Genomic DNA, 15279 nt, shown 5'->3' with positions numbered 1-15279 from the left:
TAGAAATTTCTACTTTTGCTAAGTATACATGATTTTCGCAAAAGTAGAAATTTCTACTTTTCTACTTTTGTGAGAAAGTCGGCATATATTACAGTTTTGTTACAAAGTATAAAAGTAATGATTTTACCCCAAGGTAATGTTTATTTTAATTTATTACGTAAAATAACATCTTTTATATGACAAACTTTTAGATATACCTAAAATATATTCATAGGCAGTGATAAATAAAAATGATGATCTTTATCAATATGTTGACCGACTTAAAATTGTAAATGAAATGGAACATTTCCTTCACAAAGTCGGGCGCTGCCTTACAATCACAATTAGCTTATCGAGGTTCCGCTGAATAATTGATAATTAAAGAAGTGTTTTCAATCCCCACTATTTTCATAATCATAATGATTCTAAAAAAGTAGAAATTTGCAAGGAATATTTTTGCAAAGTGTATTTTTATAAGATATACTTTGTGTATTAATAGTTAATTAGACATGAGGAGATGACAATATGGCAATTACAATCGTGGTAGGGAACTTTAAAGGTGGTGTAGGGAAGACAAAGGTTTCGGTGATGGCAAGCTGGGAGTTAGCGTTTGCCCGCAACAAGAAAGTGCTTCTGGTTGATATGGATCCTCAGGGTAATGCAAGTACGCTAATTGCCCGTTCCACAGGTGTAACGGAAATAAACACAAGTATTTTCGAAGGTTTTCAAAACGGATCACTAAAAGAGTGTATTGTTAAAGTCACAGATAATTTACATATGATCCCTGCACAAGTATCGTTCAAAAATTTCCCTAAGTTTCTATATACCAATGTAAAAGAAGAAATCGAACAAGTTTCCTATTTAAAGAAACTGCTAGATCCAATCCGTGATGACTACGACTATATTTTCATAGATGTACCTCCAACAATCAGTGACTTCTCGGATAACGCGATGATGGCAGCTGATTATGTGTTGATTATTTTGCAGGCTCAGGAGCTATCGCTAGAAGGTGCCGAAACATATGTTAAATACCTTCAGTTCATGGCCGACAATTATGACGCGGATATTCAGGTTGCCGGTGTCCTTCCAGTACTGCTTCGTCCAGGTGGGCGTGTAGATATGTCGACAATCGAGCGTGCAAAAGAAATGTTCGGTGAAGATAACGTAATGGAAAGTGTTATTAAGCATTTGGAACGCTTGAAGGCTTGGGATGTGACAGGTATCACGGAAAATGATATGCATGACCGTAAAGCACATCAGGTATTCTTGGATGTAATCGATGAATTAGAAAATAAATTAGCTCAGTTTGAGGAGGCTGGTAAATATGACTAACGAAAAAGGCGGTTTAATTAAAAAGAAGAAAAAGCCGGTAATCATGCAGCCAGCTGTTCCTGTAAAGAAAAGTGATATGGACTTTGGATATAGTGCTTCTGAAAAACAGGATCAACCTGCGGATCCTGTGAAAAAGGCTACTCCATCAATTGTCCAAAAGGAAGTTACCAAAATTGAGCCGGCAACACCACGCAATAAGCTCGGTGTCGGAAAAACCAACAGCACCAAAAGTTTAAAAGTACCGACTATCATTCATAGTGAACTTAATTTGCTTGGTTCATTCATGGATGAAAATAAAACATATATGATTTTACAGAAAATCATTGATAGTTATGTAAAAAACGAATTAACCAATCGTCAGCAGCGGCAATTTAAATTTATGGTAGAAGCTTTCCACGAAGATAAGTAAACAAAAGAATACCTAACAAAAGTAGAAATTTCTACTTTTGTTAGGTATAAAAATAAATAAAAAAGAGAACGCATGCACCAAGCGGCATGGGTTCTCTTTATCTGATACGCTAACGCATGTACCAAGCGACATGAGTTAAACGTTTCCGTACTATATTATATGCCCATTATAACAAAAAATTAGACGTTTTGTCTAGACAAGCATGGAGGTGCCTTTCTTTTGGACCAATCACTCTTAAACGAATCCCCCGATTTATTAATCTGCTTTGATGAAAGTGGTAAGCACAATAGCGATCCTATTCAATTAATGGGTGCCTTTTCTATTCCTAAAGCGATCTATACGCACCCACAGTATGAAGCTTTACATTCATTAAATATGGAATACCGTCTTCATTGGACAGATTACAGTGGTGATTCTAAGACAAGGAATGGTATTGAAAAACTGTTTGACTATGCAGTTCCACTTGCTGATTTCATGAATTTTAACTTTATTCGCTATTCAAAGGCGAGCTTGGCAAAGCATGCACAAGTATACATGGATATTTATGAATCCAAACAAGTTATAGTAAGCAACACAATATATGCAAAACTTCCAGAACGTATTTGCTATGGTCTGCTCCGTGGATACGGGGAGCATAATAATGTACAAGCGACCATTTTAATAGAAGACGCAACCGAGTATCGTGCGAAAAAGCTGCACAAAACAATTAAAGACTCTTTAAATATCCATTCTCTATATCGTGGTGAAGCCTTTGTAATTCGAGAATGCGATTATCGTGCGAAGGGAGAAGAAATCGGTGTGGAATTTATCGATATTATACTCGGCATCGTCAGTACAATTCTAGACAATCCTTCAGCTACATCCAGAAAGAAAAAAGCAAAAGTCCTTTTAGTTTTGAAACTCTTAAAGGAAGATAAACTACAGCCTTTCCTGAAAAACCTTCGTCTATTCGAACTGCAGCAATCTAATCAGCTGAAAGAAGCGAACATAGAAGCAAGTATTAAATTGTTTATTGCTAAGAACTACGAGGAATTCATTTCACTTTAAATATGAATCTCCAGAAAGAATACCTATCAAAAGTAGAAATTTCCACTTTTGATAGGTATTCTTTTATTATTTATAATAGTATTTCAATAATTAATATTAATTTAGGTAATTGAAACTATTTTGATAAAACTTCAGTATAATAAAAGTGAGTAATTTTTAGGGGGAATTAATGATGGGCTACCAGTCCGAAGCTCAATTAGAAGCAAATTTACATAAACAATTAACAAATCAAAGCTACCAGCCCGTATCCCTACCGGATTATACGGCTGTAAAAAATAATTTTCGTAAACAATTGAATACATTCAATGAACATAAATTAAATGGCCAACCACTAACTGATTCCGAATTCCGCCGCATTTTAACGGAAATCGAGGATAAAAGCATTTATGAATCAGCGAAGATCTTACGGGATAAGCTGCCGATTGAACGTGAAGATGGCACGATTTTATACGTGGAACTATTCAATACCAAAGAATGGTGTAAAAATCTCTTCCAGGTAACGACCCAAACAACAATGGAGGGAAAGTATAAAAATCGTTATGATATCACCATCTTGATTAATGGCTTACCTCTTGTCCAAATTGAGTTGAAGCGACGTGGTTTAGATTTTAAAGAAGCGTTTAATCAAATTCAGCGTTATCGCCGGCATACATTTACAGGTCTTTACCGTTTCCTGCAAATCTTTGTGGTTAGTAATGGCGTAGATACAAAATACTTCTCCAACTCTGATTATGATATTCAGTTTGGCTTTACGTTCTTTTGGACAACTGAAGCAAATGAATTGATCACTACACTGCAGGAGTTCACAAGTACGTTCTTACAGCCCTGCCATTTAGCGAAGATGATTAGCCGTTATATGGTTATTAATGATACAGATAAAGCATTGATGGTTATGCGCCCTTATCAGGTGTATGCGGTAGAGGCGTTAGTAAAGCGGGCAACTGAAACGAATAATAACGGTTATATCTGGCACACAACAGGTTCAGGGAAAACATTGACTTCCTTTAAAGCCGGGCAGATCCTTTCTAATGAGGACGGTATTAAGAAAGTATTTTTCTTAGTTGACCGACAGGACCTAGACAGCCAGACAATTCAGGAATTTAATAAATTCCAAAAAGGGGCTGTAGACCGAACAGATGATACGTCTATTTTAATTGATCAAATTAAAGACCCAATAAAAAGATTCATCGTTACCACGATTCAAAAAATGAATAATGCGGTGAAAAGTGAAAAATATGCTTCGATTATGGAGCCATATAAACAAGAGCATGTTGTCTTTATTATCGACGAATGCCACCGCAGCCAGTTCGGGGATATGCGCAAAGAAATCAATCAGCATTTCCAAAATGCACAGTATTTCGGTTTTACGGGTACACCTCGTTTTGAAGAAAACAAAAGCCAGGACGGGCGCACAACTGCCGACCTGTTTGAAAAGTGCTTACATCATTATTTAATTAAAGATGCTATTCGTGACGAAAACGTACTTGGTTTCTCGGTGGAATATATAAGTACGGTGAAATCGAAAATTGACGAAAATAATAAAAATAAAGTATATGCGATTGATACGGAAGAGGTTTGGCATAATGAAGAACGTTTAAATAACGTGGCCGATCATATACTGGACAACCATTTACGCCGTTCAAAAAGCAAAGGTTACTGTGCCATGTTTACGGTCGATTCGATTCCAACGCTCATTAAGTATTATGATATTTTCAAATCCAAAGACCACAACCTGAAGATCGCCGGTATTTATACGTACGGGCAAAACGAGGACAGTGATGGGACGGAAGAGCATTCACGTGAAGCATTAGATCGTATGATTAAAGATTATAACGGCTATTTTGAAACGGATTACTCGACAGATACGTGGGACCGTTATTTCTCCGATGTTTCCAAGCGTGTTAAAAATGCGCAGATCGATATTTTAATTGTGGTGAAAATGTTCTTAACCGGATTTGACAGTAAGCCTTTAAATACGCTGTATGTCGATAAAAACATGGTGTATCATGATTTGCTGCAAGCTTATAGCCGTACAAACCGTGTAGAAAAGGCAACAAAACCATACGGGAATATCGTGTGTTACCGGAACCTAAAAGAAAACACGGATGCAGCAATTCGTTTATTCTCACGAACAGACAATGTCGATACGGTACTGATGAAAAGTAAAACTGAATATTTAGGAGCTTTTCTAACCGCTATTTCTAATTTGAGATCACTCGCAGCTACTCCTGCAGACGTGGACCTGTTGGAAAGTGAAGAAAACAAGCATGAGTTCATCATGGCATTTAAAAATGTCACGAAGTTCCTGCAAAAATTGCAGTCATTCTCTGATTTTGAATTTAACGAAGATGTGCTTTCCATTTCGCAGCAAACATATGAAGATTTCAAGAGTAAGTATTTCAAAGTGTACGATGAATACAAACGCAGTGAGTTGCCAAAAGAATCCATCCTTCATGATGTGGATTTTGAATTAGAGCTGATGCACACAGATACGATTAATGTTGGATATATCTTAAATTTAATCGCTAATTTAAATACGGAGGATGAAAAAGAACGCGATAAAGAAATTCGTTTTATTGAGCAAGAACTTGATCACGCAACCGATCCGAAGCTACGTTTGAAAATGGAGCTAATTAAAGACTTTCTGCACAAAGTCGCGCCAACATTATCTAAAGATGTTTCTGTCATTGATGCTTTCCATCGATATGAGGAAGAAGTAAGTGAGCAAGAACTGACAGAATTTGCTGAAGTCAATGGTATTAAGGATGTCGTGTTACGTGAACAACTGGCCACGTATGAGTATTCCAATTACATTGAAAAGCAAAGGATTATGGATGCGTTACCAGGAAGCTTTTTAAAGAAATCACGAACAATTAAAGCCATTACTTCATTCATTCGTGATTTTACGGAGAAATATGGCGCGTAAAGTACACCTGATTACTAGTATCCCGTTCAGAATACCATGTTAATTAGGCATAAATTTGACATGTGAATATCCTTCATAGTCTTTATTTTTAGCAATCATTTTCACGAATTAAAAGGACTTAGTTTGCAGAAGCTAAGTCCTTTTATCATTATTCCGGTATTTGGATATTCAATTAATAGTGCCGTTTGTATTATTTTTGAAGTTAAATGAGACATTATATCCTAAAGTATGAAACTACAAATTAGCTAATAACAAATTGATATTTGCCTACTTGTTTCCTTCAGTTTTTAGCTCCTCAAGGACTTTTCTCAAAAATCTCCTAGTTTGGCCTATATCCGCAATTGTATTGTTATCAAAATGGCTATCCGCCCATGATGTCTTGCCAGTAGAGCGTATAAGTAATTTTCCACCCTTAATTAAGTATTGATTGGTTTCTTTAAAATTTCTACCGACGAAATTTGTCGTTTTCGTAAACCCCTCATTTAATTCTAGGAGTTTTTGTATCATATCTTTCGTTAATCTCATTGTTATTATCCTCCTTAAATTCCAGTTTATTTGTTGGTTAATCAGTATTGATACTTCACAATATTCTACTAATATATTACATACTTAAGTAATTTCTTATTATTATAAGTATACATTTTTTTGATTTATTACTCCATTTTATCCGATATTCAAACAAGTCAAATCTCCAAAATATTCTAATCAGTAGTTTATTATTTTAATAGAGCCAACGGAACAGGTTAATTCACTAAACTTAATATTGATATATTATAAAATATCAATTATAGTTAAATTGCTTGAGTGATATTTTATAAAATAACTTTTTATTTTCGAGGTGATAAATTGAAACTAGAGGAGATAGCAGAATTTACATTGGGTGCATTTGCTAGCCGACTTGAAACAACAGCACATCATCCGTCTGCAGTAAAAGTAAAACCTCTTTCTTTAAGAGAGTTTAACGACACATTAGGTGTTAAATATCGTATATCAACTAACAAAAGTTTAATGATTTATATTCCGATTGAAAAGTTAGATCCTGAACTTTTCACTGATACCACAAGTCTGATATTACATACACAAGCTCAAAAAGTCGTTTTACTTCCTGAAAAGTACCGTGGTCTACTATTAACCAATAACTTCTTGAAAATCCACTTGCATGAGTCTGTTGATAGGGCATTTTTCGAGTGGTATTTTAATGAACACCCTTATATCCAAAAGCAGCTCGCTGTGATGAGCGAAGGAAGTGCGGTTTCTTTATTGAAGCTCTCTCATTTAAAAGATCTTCGGGTTGAACTACCGACCTTGGATAAGCAGAAAATAATTGGGCGCATTGCTCAATTAAAAAGAAGAAAAGAAGCGTTACAACTAGAACGCATCGAGTTGCAACACCAGCTTATACAGCAACAATTAATCGATAGTATGAAATAACGGAGGAATATAGATGACAACAAGTGAAATTCAACGCCAGCAGCAAGCTGAGTTACATAAAAAATTATGGGCAATGGCAAACGACTTACGTGGTCAGATGGACGCAAGTGAATTTAAAGATTACATATTAGGTTTAATTTTCTATCGCTACTTATCAGAAAAGGTAGAGGCACGTGCTGATGTCTTGTTGAAAGAAGATAACATATCGTATGCAGATGCTTGGGCAAACGAAGAGTACCGTGAAGATTTAGCGGACTACTTAATCGATGAATTAGGCTATGTTGTAGAACCTGAATACCTGTTCTCCCACTTTCTACAAGAAATCGAAAAAGGCGAGAACGGCAGCTTTGACATTGAAATGTTGGCAAACGGTATTAAAGCCATTGAATCTTCTACTTTAGGAAACGACAGCCAAGAAGACTTTGAAAATTTATTCGACGATATGGATTTAAATTCATCACGTTTAGGACGTGCTGTAAAAGACCGTACAACTTTAATTAGTAAAGTTATCGTGAAAATTGCAGAAATTCCGTTTTTACAAGACGATGTAGAGATTGATGTCTTAGGGGATGCCTATGAATACATGATTTCACAGTTTGCAGCAAATGCTGGAAAAAAAGCGGGTGAGTTTTACACACCACAGCAAGTATCAAAAATCTTAGCGAAAATCGTTACGCAAGGAAAGTCAGAATTACGTAGCGTCTATGATGGGACATGTGGGTCAGGATCACTCCTATTACGCGTTGGTCGCGAAGCAAAAGTATTTAAATATTACGGCCAGGAAAAAGTATCAACAACGTACAACTTAGCACGCATGAACATGCTGCTACACGACATTCCTTACCAACGTTTTGATATTAAAAACGATGATACATTAGAAGCACCGGCTCATCTAAATGAACGTTTTGAGGCAATCGTAGCGAATCCTCCGTACTCAGCAAAATGGAGTGCAGATGATAAATTCAAGGAAGATGAACGTTTCAGTGCGTATGCCAAATTAGCACCAAAATCAAAAGCCGACTTTGCGTTTATCCAACACTTTATTCATCATTTAGATGATAACGGTACGTTTGCGGTTGTGTTACCACACGGTGTCCTATTCCGTGGTGCAGCTGAACTGGCGATTCGTAAATATTTAATTGAAGAAAAAAACTATTTAGATGCAGTAATTGGTCTACCAGCGAACATTTTCTACGGCACTTCGATCCCAACATGCATTTTAGTATTCAAAAAATGCCGTAAGCATGATGATAATGTGTTATTCATTGATGCATCGAATGATTTTGAAAAAGGCAAAAACCAAAACATTTTATCTGATGAGCATGTAGATAAGATTATAGCTACTTATGCGAGCCGTGAGACGATTGAGAAGTATTCGTACACTGCAACTTTAAATGAAATCAAAGTGAACGACTATAACTTAAATATTCCTCGCTACGTGGATACGTTTGAGGAAGAAGAAGCGATTGATCTGCAAGCTGTAGCGAAGCGCTTAGAAGAGATTGATGCGGAGATTGCAGAAGTCGATCAGGAGTTGGCGAAGTTCTTTAAAGAGTTGGGGGTGTAGGAGTATGAACGTACCGAAGTTAAGATTCAAGGGATTTAATGCCCCTTATAGAACTATCCTATTTGGAGACTTAGTAACTAATAAAAGCGATAAGTATAATCCCCTCCTAAATAAACAGTCATTTAAATGTATTGAATTAGAGCATATGGAATCGAATACTGGTAGTTTAAATGGGTTTACTGATTCAAAATTACAGGCAAGTATTAAGAATGTTTTCAATCCGAATTCAGTATTATATGGAAAATTACGTCCGTATTTAAATAAGTTTTACTATACAGATTTTTCAGGTGTATGTTCTTCAGAAATTTGGGTTTTATCATCCCTGGACAATAACAAGTTAATTAATCCTTACTTATATTATTTAATTCAAACATCAAAATATTCGAATCTTGTTGCACAATCAACGGGCTCAAAAATGCCTAGAGCTGATTGGACAATCTTATCTGAAACAGATTTTGAGATCCCAGTCATTGAAGAACAAAATAAAATTAGCTCTTTCTTAAAGAAGGTTGACGTCAGGATTAAACTGCAACAAGAAAAAATTAATTTGCTGAAAGAACAGAAGAAAGGGTTTATGCAGAAGATTTTTAAAACTCCAAATAACTCATTAAGAGACATTTATTATTTAAGTCAATTAGGGAATTTCTATAAAGGGCATACTTTAGCTAAACAAGATTTATCAGACAGCGGACTGCCATGTGTACTTTACGGACACTTGTATACTGAATATAACGAAGTAATTAGTTCTGTTAAATATAAAACAGCAAACACAAATGGATTTCCCGGGGTAAAAGGCGACTTATTAATACCTTCATCTGGTGAAACTGCAATTGATATTGCGAGAACAGCTACATTACAAGAAAATGCATTATTAGGTGGCGATTTAACTATATTGCGTGTAGACCCCCAAATTGTTGATAGTGTTTATCTGTCTTATTTAATTAATGCTAAATATAAACACACCTTAGCAAAGTTTGCCCAAGGAGCTAGTGTAGTACATTTATACAGCTCAGAAATAAAGAGATTAGCCATTGAATTACCTACAATTGAACAGCAAAATAAAATAGGTTCATTTCTTTTGAAAATTGATAAAAAAATTCAACTTGAAGAATCAAAGAAACACGCTTTGTTGATTCAAAAACAAGCCTTCCTACAAAAAATGTTTATCTAACTTAAATAAGCTTCTCGATTGTTCGGGAGGCTTATCCTTACTTATAAGATATTGAAGGAATATCATAGACAAAATCATATTCTTAAAATCCATAACCCGAGTATGGCTATAATGTTTACATCGGTGCGAATGTTGAAAGCACATTACTAAAATCTTTTTAATCCAGTTTTTTGAACAACCTGCCTACTGCCCAATACCATTAACAAGAGATATTGAAGGGAGCATTATACTTTGAAAAAGAATATTTTAATAAGTAAAAAACAACGTGAACTACTCTTACAAAGCGCTACGATTAAACAGAAAGAATTCTCGGACTTATTAACACACTTGAAAAAAAATGACACGATTACTTTTTATGATTTAAAAAGGTATCCTCATTTAGAGAATTTAACTTCATATTTGGATGAATTAATCAAGTCAAGTAGTAGCGAATGGTTTCCTTCACCAACCACTCCTGTTTTTGATTTAGGTCCCGATTATAGAAAAGCCAAAGTCGTATGTGATTTATGTGGCCACAAATATCTTAAATTGCAATATAGAATATATAATCGTATTTTAAAAAAGAACATGGTAATAGGGTCTGAATGTATTAAAGAATTTGGTGAAGGCCTTGAGAATTCTTTCGGTTCAAATATAAAAGATATTCAACGTGCAGCAAATAGGCTATTTTTAGAAAAGGAATTTCCAGGTATCCGAAACTATATTGAAAATAAAAATGTAATCCACTCCTACGGTATGGTAGTGCCTAAAAAGTTCGTTGTACAGTGGAAACAATTACGTGAAGAATTACGTAAGTCATATTCTAATTACGTAAGTGGAAAAGGAAAAAATTTAATTTTACTTAATTCCTTATGGAAAGAAAGAAACTATTGGAAAAGGGGATAATAAAATTTATTGAAGATAATAAAGATAAACCATTTGCTGTCACAGGGGACTTACAAAACTGGCTTTTAAGATACCAATCTGAAGACTTTATGAACGAATTACAGGAAAACAATGGCTTTATTACTTTAAACAATATCCATAAAGTTCATGAGCCAGAATTTATGCAACACTCTTCACAAAACGTTTCTGATGAATTAAAAAATTACGGCATTAAATTGCGGCAAGTCTCTTCTGATACTAAGCGTGTAGACTTAGAGTTCCAGAAAAATAAAAAAACTCTGGTAGGACACCTACCCTATTTTGTTTTAATGAAGGATACTGCTGGAATCTTATTTAACCTTCCAACTCCTAATTTGAGTTTTAATCATATTGTAGAAAAAACAACTATCACGTCTACAATACCTCTTATGAATTGGATTAAAATACAATTAGATTCTTTCGGATATAAAGTTGTATTTGAGAATGAAACTGAATTTGTTTTTTCAAAATCTAAAAATTATTATTTAGCTGTTATCAAAAATACTGTGGATACACATAAAGTAGACTTCTTTGGAAATAATTCAAATAATCAAATCAATACTTGGATCAAATCATTAAAACGAATGAATCAAAAAGAATACAATATCTATAGAGAACTAAAACGAGAGTTACAAATTAGATAACTCTACTTATTTTATTCATTTTTATAAAAATAAAACTACAAATACTCATCAACATCATCCGACCGCAAATTAATATAATGCTCCATAATAGTCTGATGCGATTTATGGCCAGACTGCTTGGCGATGGTTGGGATATCGGCACCTTTTTGATACATGGCCGTGATCTGTGTTTTTCGGAACGTATACGGTGCGAAGCCAAGCCAGCTTTGAATAGCTTGGTTATAGCTCACTTCACTAATTTGACGGCTTGTATGGTTACCCCATTTATCGGCTGCACCGACAAAATAATCATCGGCTAGCAGTTCACATGCAGCTATATAATTTCTAATCGCCTGCACGCACTCCAGTGTCAGGCGTTTTTCTTTCATGTCGCCTTGTTTCACCATCATCACCTGGACCGTGCGATTTTCTAAATCAAAGTCACTCACTTTAAGGCGTACCATTTCCGAAGGTCGATTAGCAGTAATTAAATTTACGAGACAAATCGCACGTTTCCGAATATCGCTTTTTTTCCCCGTATCATAGCGATCGATTAAACGTAGCACATCTGTTTGTTTCTCAGCACGAATACCATGCATCGATTTTAAGCGAAGATAATCTTCCTCATTGTAAAGTGACCGCAGCATTTTCACACCTGACTCTTGCTCATTCGTCATCTGCAGTCCGTTTTGATTAACCAGCCAGTATTTCACTCCGGCAAATCTGCGGTTAAATGTTGAAAGGCGTACATGTTGTTGCGTAATGAGTTCGTGTAAATAGAGTTCAAGCGAATCGAAATTCAACGCTAAAAAGTTTTTTTCACAGAATACCTGAAACAAATTGAAATCCGGCTTATACATATCCAGTTTCTTCTTTTTCATCGCCTGGATCGTTTCATCTTTCTGCTGTTGCATCTTATATTGCTGCAAAGAAAACAGAGTTTCTTCCATTATATATACCTCCCTATTCTATTCCGTTATTTTTACTACGTTTCTTTTCTCATCAATTTTGTCATTTTCACCCTAATCCAACTTGAAGTTCATCAAAACAAATTTCTACTTTTAATAAGTAGATTTCCAAAAGTATAGTTTGGTCGAAATTGAATCGAAATCATAGAGACTTTTAAGGGAACATACGTTTCTTTCAGTATACCATAATCAACCTTAAACAAGCATTATTTTTTAAGGTTGATATTTCTAGAATAAAGGTACTATTTTTTGGGGAAGGTCTTCAGTACCTTGCATTAAATAGTACGTAATGTTATTATTTGTAATATAAGGTAATAATTAAACAACAGTACTGTTTATTGTATAGTATTGAGAGATACTCCGGGGTGATTGCGTGAATGTACAATTTAAAAAGGGAGTGTTAGAGCTCTGTGTTCTCGTATTATTGAATCAAAAAGATCGATATGGCTACGAATTAGTTCAAATAATTTCAAAGCAGATTGAAATTTCAGAGGGCTCCGTTTACCCTTTATTGCGAAAACTAGCGAAAGCGGAGTATTTCATTACCTATTTACAAGAATCCTCAGAAGGTCCACCAAGAAAGTACTACCAGCTTACTAAAAAAGGGGAAAATTATTTATACGAGTTATTAAATGAATGGCAAGTTTTTTCTAGTGGGGTCAATCAGTTAATTCAGGAGGGAACTTCAAATGACTAAAAATCATTTTTTAGAATTATTGAATAAAGAGTTAAAGCGGCTTCCAAAGCAAGAGCGAGAAGAAATCATTCGTGATTATGAAGAATATTTTCTTATTGCCCAATCTAATGAACAACAAGAACACGAAGTTATCCAATCTCTTGGCTCCCCTAAGCATTTAGCGAAGGAGTTATTAGCCACATATTATATAGAAGAAATGCAGAAATCTGCTACAGTTAAAAATACTCTTCGCGCAATCTGGGCTGGTATAGGTTTAGGATTCTTAAATTTTATTTTTATACTCGGGCCTTTTGTAGCAATCATCACTACAGTTGCATCATTATGGTTTATTGCTATCATTTTTATTCTCACACCAATAGTTGTACTTATTAACGCAGCCGTTAATGTCGATTCCTTTTCATGGTTTGATTTATTCGTTGCCGTTACGATTTCCGGTGCAAGTATCTTGTTATTAACCGGAGTATACTACATCACTGCACTATTAAAAAAATGGACAGTTCTCTATTTAAAATTTAATGTTGCTATTGTGAAAGGAGAATCTATAAATGCTTAAAAAACTAATAATCGCTGCATTACTTCTCATCATAATTGGAGTTGGAGGTAGTTTAATTTTTTATAGCTCCTCAAATAATTCTATCGAAATAAATGAAACCCAGTCTATAGATTACAAAAATATTGACACTATACAAATTAGTACTGTTTCAACAAACATCGAAGTAATAGCTAGTAAAGAAGCTAACAAAGCAATAATTGAACTAACAGGAAAAACAAAAGAAGATAACAATCCAGAATTATCTGTAGAAGTTGATGGCCCAGAATTATTAATAGATATTCAGGAAGTTACTGAAAATAAATGGTTTAATGTCAGTCCAAACTTTGCCCCTCCTACATTAACACTAAAACTATATATACCTGAAAAATTAATTGATAAAATTGTATACAATGGTATTGCAGCTAATTTATTTTTAGACAATGTACTCGCTAATTCATTGATTTTATCAAGCACAAGTGGAGACATTGATGGTGAAAAACTGCAATTTAAAAATGCTAACATTAAAACAGTTTCTGGTGATATAGAATTAGAAGAGACAACAGGAGAACTGGTGATTAATACTGAAAGCGGCGACATCTATTTAACGGTATCCGAACTATTACAACCGATTCAAATAAACTCAAAAAGTGGCGATGTCGATATCGTTACCTCAAAAGAACCTAAAGACATAAATTTCAAAGTGCACTCTGTTTCTGGTGATATTACTATATTAGACGAATACAATAAAAGCACCGTAATTGGTAAAGGGTTGACACTAGTCGAAATTAATACGATAAGTTCAGATATTGTAATAGAAAATTATTAATTGTTTTATTGGAAATTTAAAAATCATTAAAGCGTTAATGATAAAAAGATGATTAAACTGCCATGCCCATTAAGTTAAAATTATCGAAAGAAGTGATGTATTTTGATTTCAGTACTAATAGTTGATGACCATCCTATTGTTTTAGAAGAGTCTAAAACATTTTTTGGAGATAATGATATATTAATTGAAACTGAGCAGAATGCAACAGATGTACTTTCAAAAATGATAAATACTCATTTTGATGTATTTCTACTCGATGTCAATATGGCTGTTCAAAATGGACTTTCACTAGCAGCTGATATTAAGGCAGTACAAGAACAAGCACTCATCATATTATATACAGGAGATGATATTCAATCTTATTATCCATTCATTGTAGATAAAAAAGTTGACGGGATTCTATCTAAAACTTCTTCTCGTGAAAAGGTTATCCAAACAATTCGTTCTCTTGTGCAAGGAGATTTAATTTTATCGTTCGATTTTATTAATTACATCATAACTAAAATGCAATATAATTATAATTCTTAACAATAAGGAAAATTTAATAGATGATCAAAAGTGTGAAATTCTCTCATTATCTAGGTAAATAGAAATTTTGTTGTTTAAGTTGGTTACCTCATGGGGAATATACTTTTTAATAGAACTATTTGCTGATAACGAAAAGACCGTTAAATAATAAAAAGGAAGAATAATTATTCTTCCTTTTACGTTTTTTTAGTTGGCACAGAAATATAAGCTAATTGTACTGATGTTATCACAGCCTAAGCTCACTGATGATTTACCTTTCAATAAAATTACTTCCTTATCAAGTGCAGTATGTTGTAATGATAGTAATTTTTTCATTTGTTTCACCTCCATGTCCAATTTC

The 15279-nt window shown here is 34.4% G+C and carries 16 protein-coding genes; 13 read left to right on the top strand and 3 right to left on the bottom strand.

Going from position 1 to position 15279, the window contains the following annotated elements; all coding sequences use genetic code 11:
* Positions 1–504 precede the first annotated feature (504 nt).
* The 4 genes from MKY71_RS19790 (at position 505) to MKY71_RS19775 (ending at position 5693) form a co-directional block, all read left to right on the top strand.
* A complete protein-coding gene (locus MKY71_RS19790) occupies positions 505–1311 on the top strand; it encodes an AAA family ATPase (RefSeq protein WP_340733875.1) in 807 nt (268 codons plus the stop codon).
* Positions 1304–1720 (top strand): hypothetical protein, encoded by a 417-nt coding sequence (locus tag MKY71_RS19785; protein ID WP_340733874.1) that lies wholly within the window; start codon positions 1304–1306, stop codon positions 1718–1720. The genes MKY71_RS19790 and MKY71_RS19785 overlap by 8 nt, the downstream gene beginning before the upstream one ends.
* A 219-nt stretch (positions 1721–1939) precedes the next feature.
* Positions 1940–2767 carry a hypothetical protein gene (locus MKY71_RS19780; protein WP_340733872.1) on the top strand — a complete coding sequence of 276 codons (828 nt, stop codon included), beginning with the start codon at positions 1940–1942 and terminating at the stop codon, positions 2765–2767.
* A 172-nt stretch (positions 2768–2939) separates the two neighbouring features.
* A complete protein-coding gene (locus MKY71_RS19775; protein WP_340733870.1) occupies positions 2940–5693 on the top strand; it encodes a type I restriction endonuclease subunit R in 2754 nt (917 codons plus the stop codon).
* A gap of 267 nt (positions 5694–5960) precedes the next feature.
* Here MKY71_RS19775 and MKY71_RS19770 read toward each other — a convergent pair whose 3' ends face one another.
* Positions 5961–6218: a hypothetical protein gene (locus MKY71_RS19770; protein ID WP_340733868.1), complete on the bottom strand. Its 258-nt coding sequence runs from the start codon at positions 6216–6218 to the stop codon at positions 5961–5963.
* Between the two features lie 321 nt (positions 6219–6539).
* Here MKY71_RS19770 and MKY71_RS19765 point away from each other — a divergent pair, with 321 nt between their 5' ends.
* The 5 genes from MKY71_RS19765 (at position 6540) to MKY71_RS19745 (ending at position 11409) form a co-directional block, all read left to right on the top strand.
* Positions 6540–7124 (top strand): restriction endonuclease subunit S, encoded by a 585-nt coding sequence (locus MKY71_RS19765; RefSeq protein ID WP_340733866.1) that lies wholly within the window; start codon positions 6540–6542, stop codon positions 7122–7124.
* A gap of 13 nt (positions 7125–7137) precedes the next feature.
* Positions 7138–8691, top strand: a complete 1554-nt coding sequence (locus MKY71_RS19760) for a type I restriction-modification system subunit M (protein ID WP_340733865.1) — start codon at positions 7138–7140, stop codon at positions 8689–8691.
* Between the two features lie 4 nt (positions 8692–8695).
* Positions 8696–9862: a restriction endonuclease subunit S gene (locus tag MKY71_RS19755; protein ID WP_340733864.1), complete on the top strand. Its 1167-nt coding sequence runs from the start codon at positions 8696–8698 to the stop codon at positions 9860–9862.
* A 231-nt stretch (positions 9863–10093) separates the two neighbouring features.
* Positions 10094–10747: a hypothetical protein gene (locus MKY71_RS19750; protein ID WP_340733863.1), complete on the top strand. Its 654-nt coding sequence runs from the start codon at positions 10094–10096 to the stop codon at positions 10745–10747.
* Positions 10732–11409, top strand: a complete 678-nt coding sequence (locus tag MKY71_RS19745) for a hypothetical protein (RefSeq protein ID WP_340733862.1) — start codon at positions 10732–10734, stop codon at positions 11407–11409. Before MKY71_RS19750 ends, MKY71_RS19745 begins: the two co-directional genes overlap by 16 nt.
* Positions 11410–11444: 35 nt before the next feature.
* Here MKY71_RS19745 and MKY71_RS19740 read toward each other — a convergent pair whose 3' ends face one another.
* Positions 11445–12338, bottom strand: a complete 894-nt coding sequence (locus MKY71_RS19740; RefSeq protein ID WP_340733861.1) for a tyrosine-type recombinase/integrase — start codon at positions 12336–12338, stop codon at positions 11445–11447.
* Positions 12339–12729: 391 nt separating this feature from the next.
* Between MKY71_RS19740 and MKY71_RS19735 the strand changes: the two genes are divergently transcribed.
* From MKY71_RS19735 to MKY71_RS19720, 4 genes are all read left to right on the top strand, one after another.
* Positions 12730–13053: a PadR family transcriptional regulator gene (locus tag MKY71_RS19735; protein WP_340733860.1), complete on the top strand. Its 324-nt coding sequence runs from the start codon at positions 12730–12732 to the stop codon at positions 13051–13053.
* Complete coding sequence (locus MKY71_RS19730; RefSeq protein WP_340733859.1) at positions 13046–13606, top strand: HAAS signaling domain-containing protein; 561 nt, start codon at positions 13046–13048, stop codon at positions 13604–13606. The genes MKY71_RS19735 and MKY71_RS19730 overlap by 8 nt, the downstream gene beginning before the upstream one ends.
* Positions 13599–14411 (top strand): DUF4097 family beta strand repeat-containing protein, encoded by an 813-nt coding sequence (locus tag MKY71_RS19725; RefSeq protein ID WP_340733857.1) that lies wholly within the window; start codon positions 13599–13601, stop codon positions 14409–14411. Before MKY71_RS19730 ends, MKY71_RS19725 begins: the two co-directional genes overlap by 8 nt.
* Positions 14412–14513: 102 nt before the next feature.
* Complete coding sequence (locus tag MKY71_RS19720) at positions 14514–14939, top strand: response regulator (RefSeq protein WP_340733855.1); 426 nt, start codon at positions 14514–14516, stop codon at positions 14937–14939.
* Positions 14940–15125: 186 nt separating this feature from the next.
* Here MKY71_RS19720 and MKY71_RS20000 read toward each other — a convergent pair whose 3' ends face one another.
* Positions 15126–15254 (bottom strand): class III lanthipeptide, encoded by a 129-nt coding sequence (locus MKY71_RS20000; RefSeq protein WP_445683750.1) that lies wholly within the window; start codon positions 15252–15254, stop codon positions 15126–15128.
* Positions 15255–15279 lie beyond the last annotated feature (25 nt).

Origin of the sequence: Solibacillus sp. FSL W7-1324, assembly GCF_038008025.1 — a bacterium.
Lineage (GTDB): Bacteria > Bacillota > Bacilli > Bacillales_A > Planococcaceae > Solibacillus.
This window is presented reverse-complemented; position numbering and strand designations above follow the sequence as displayed.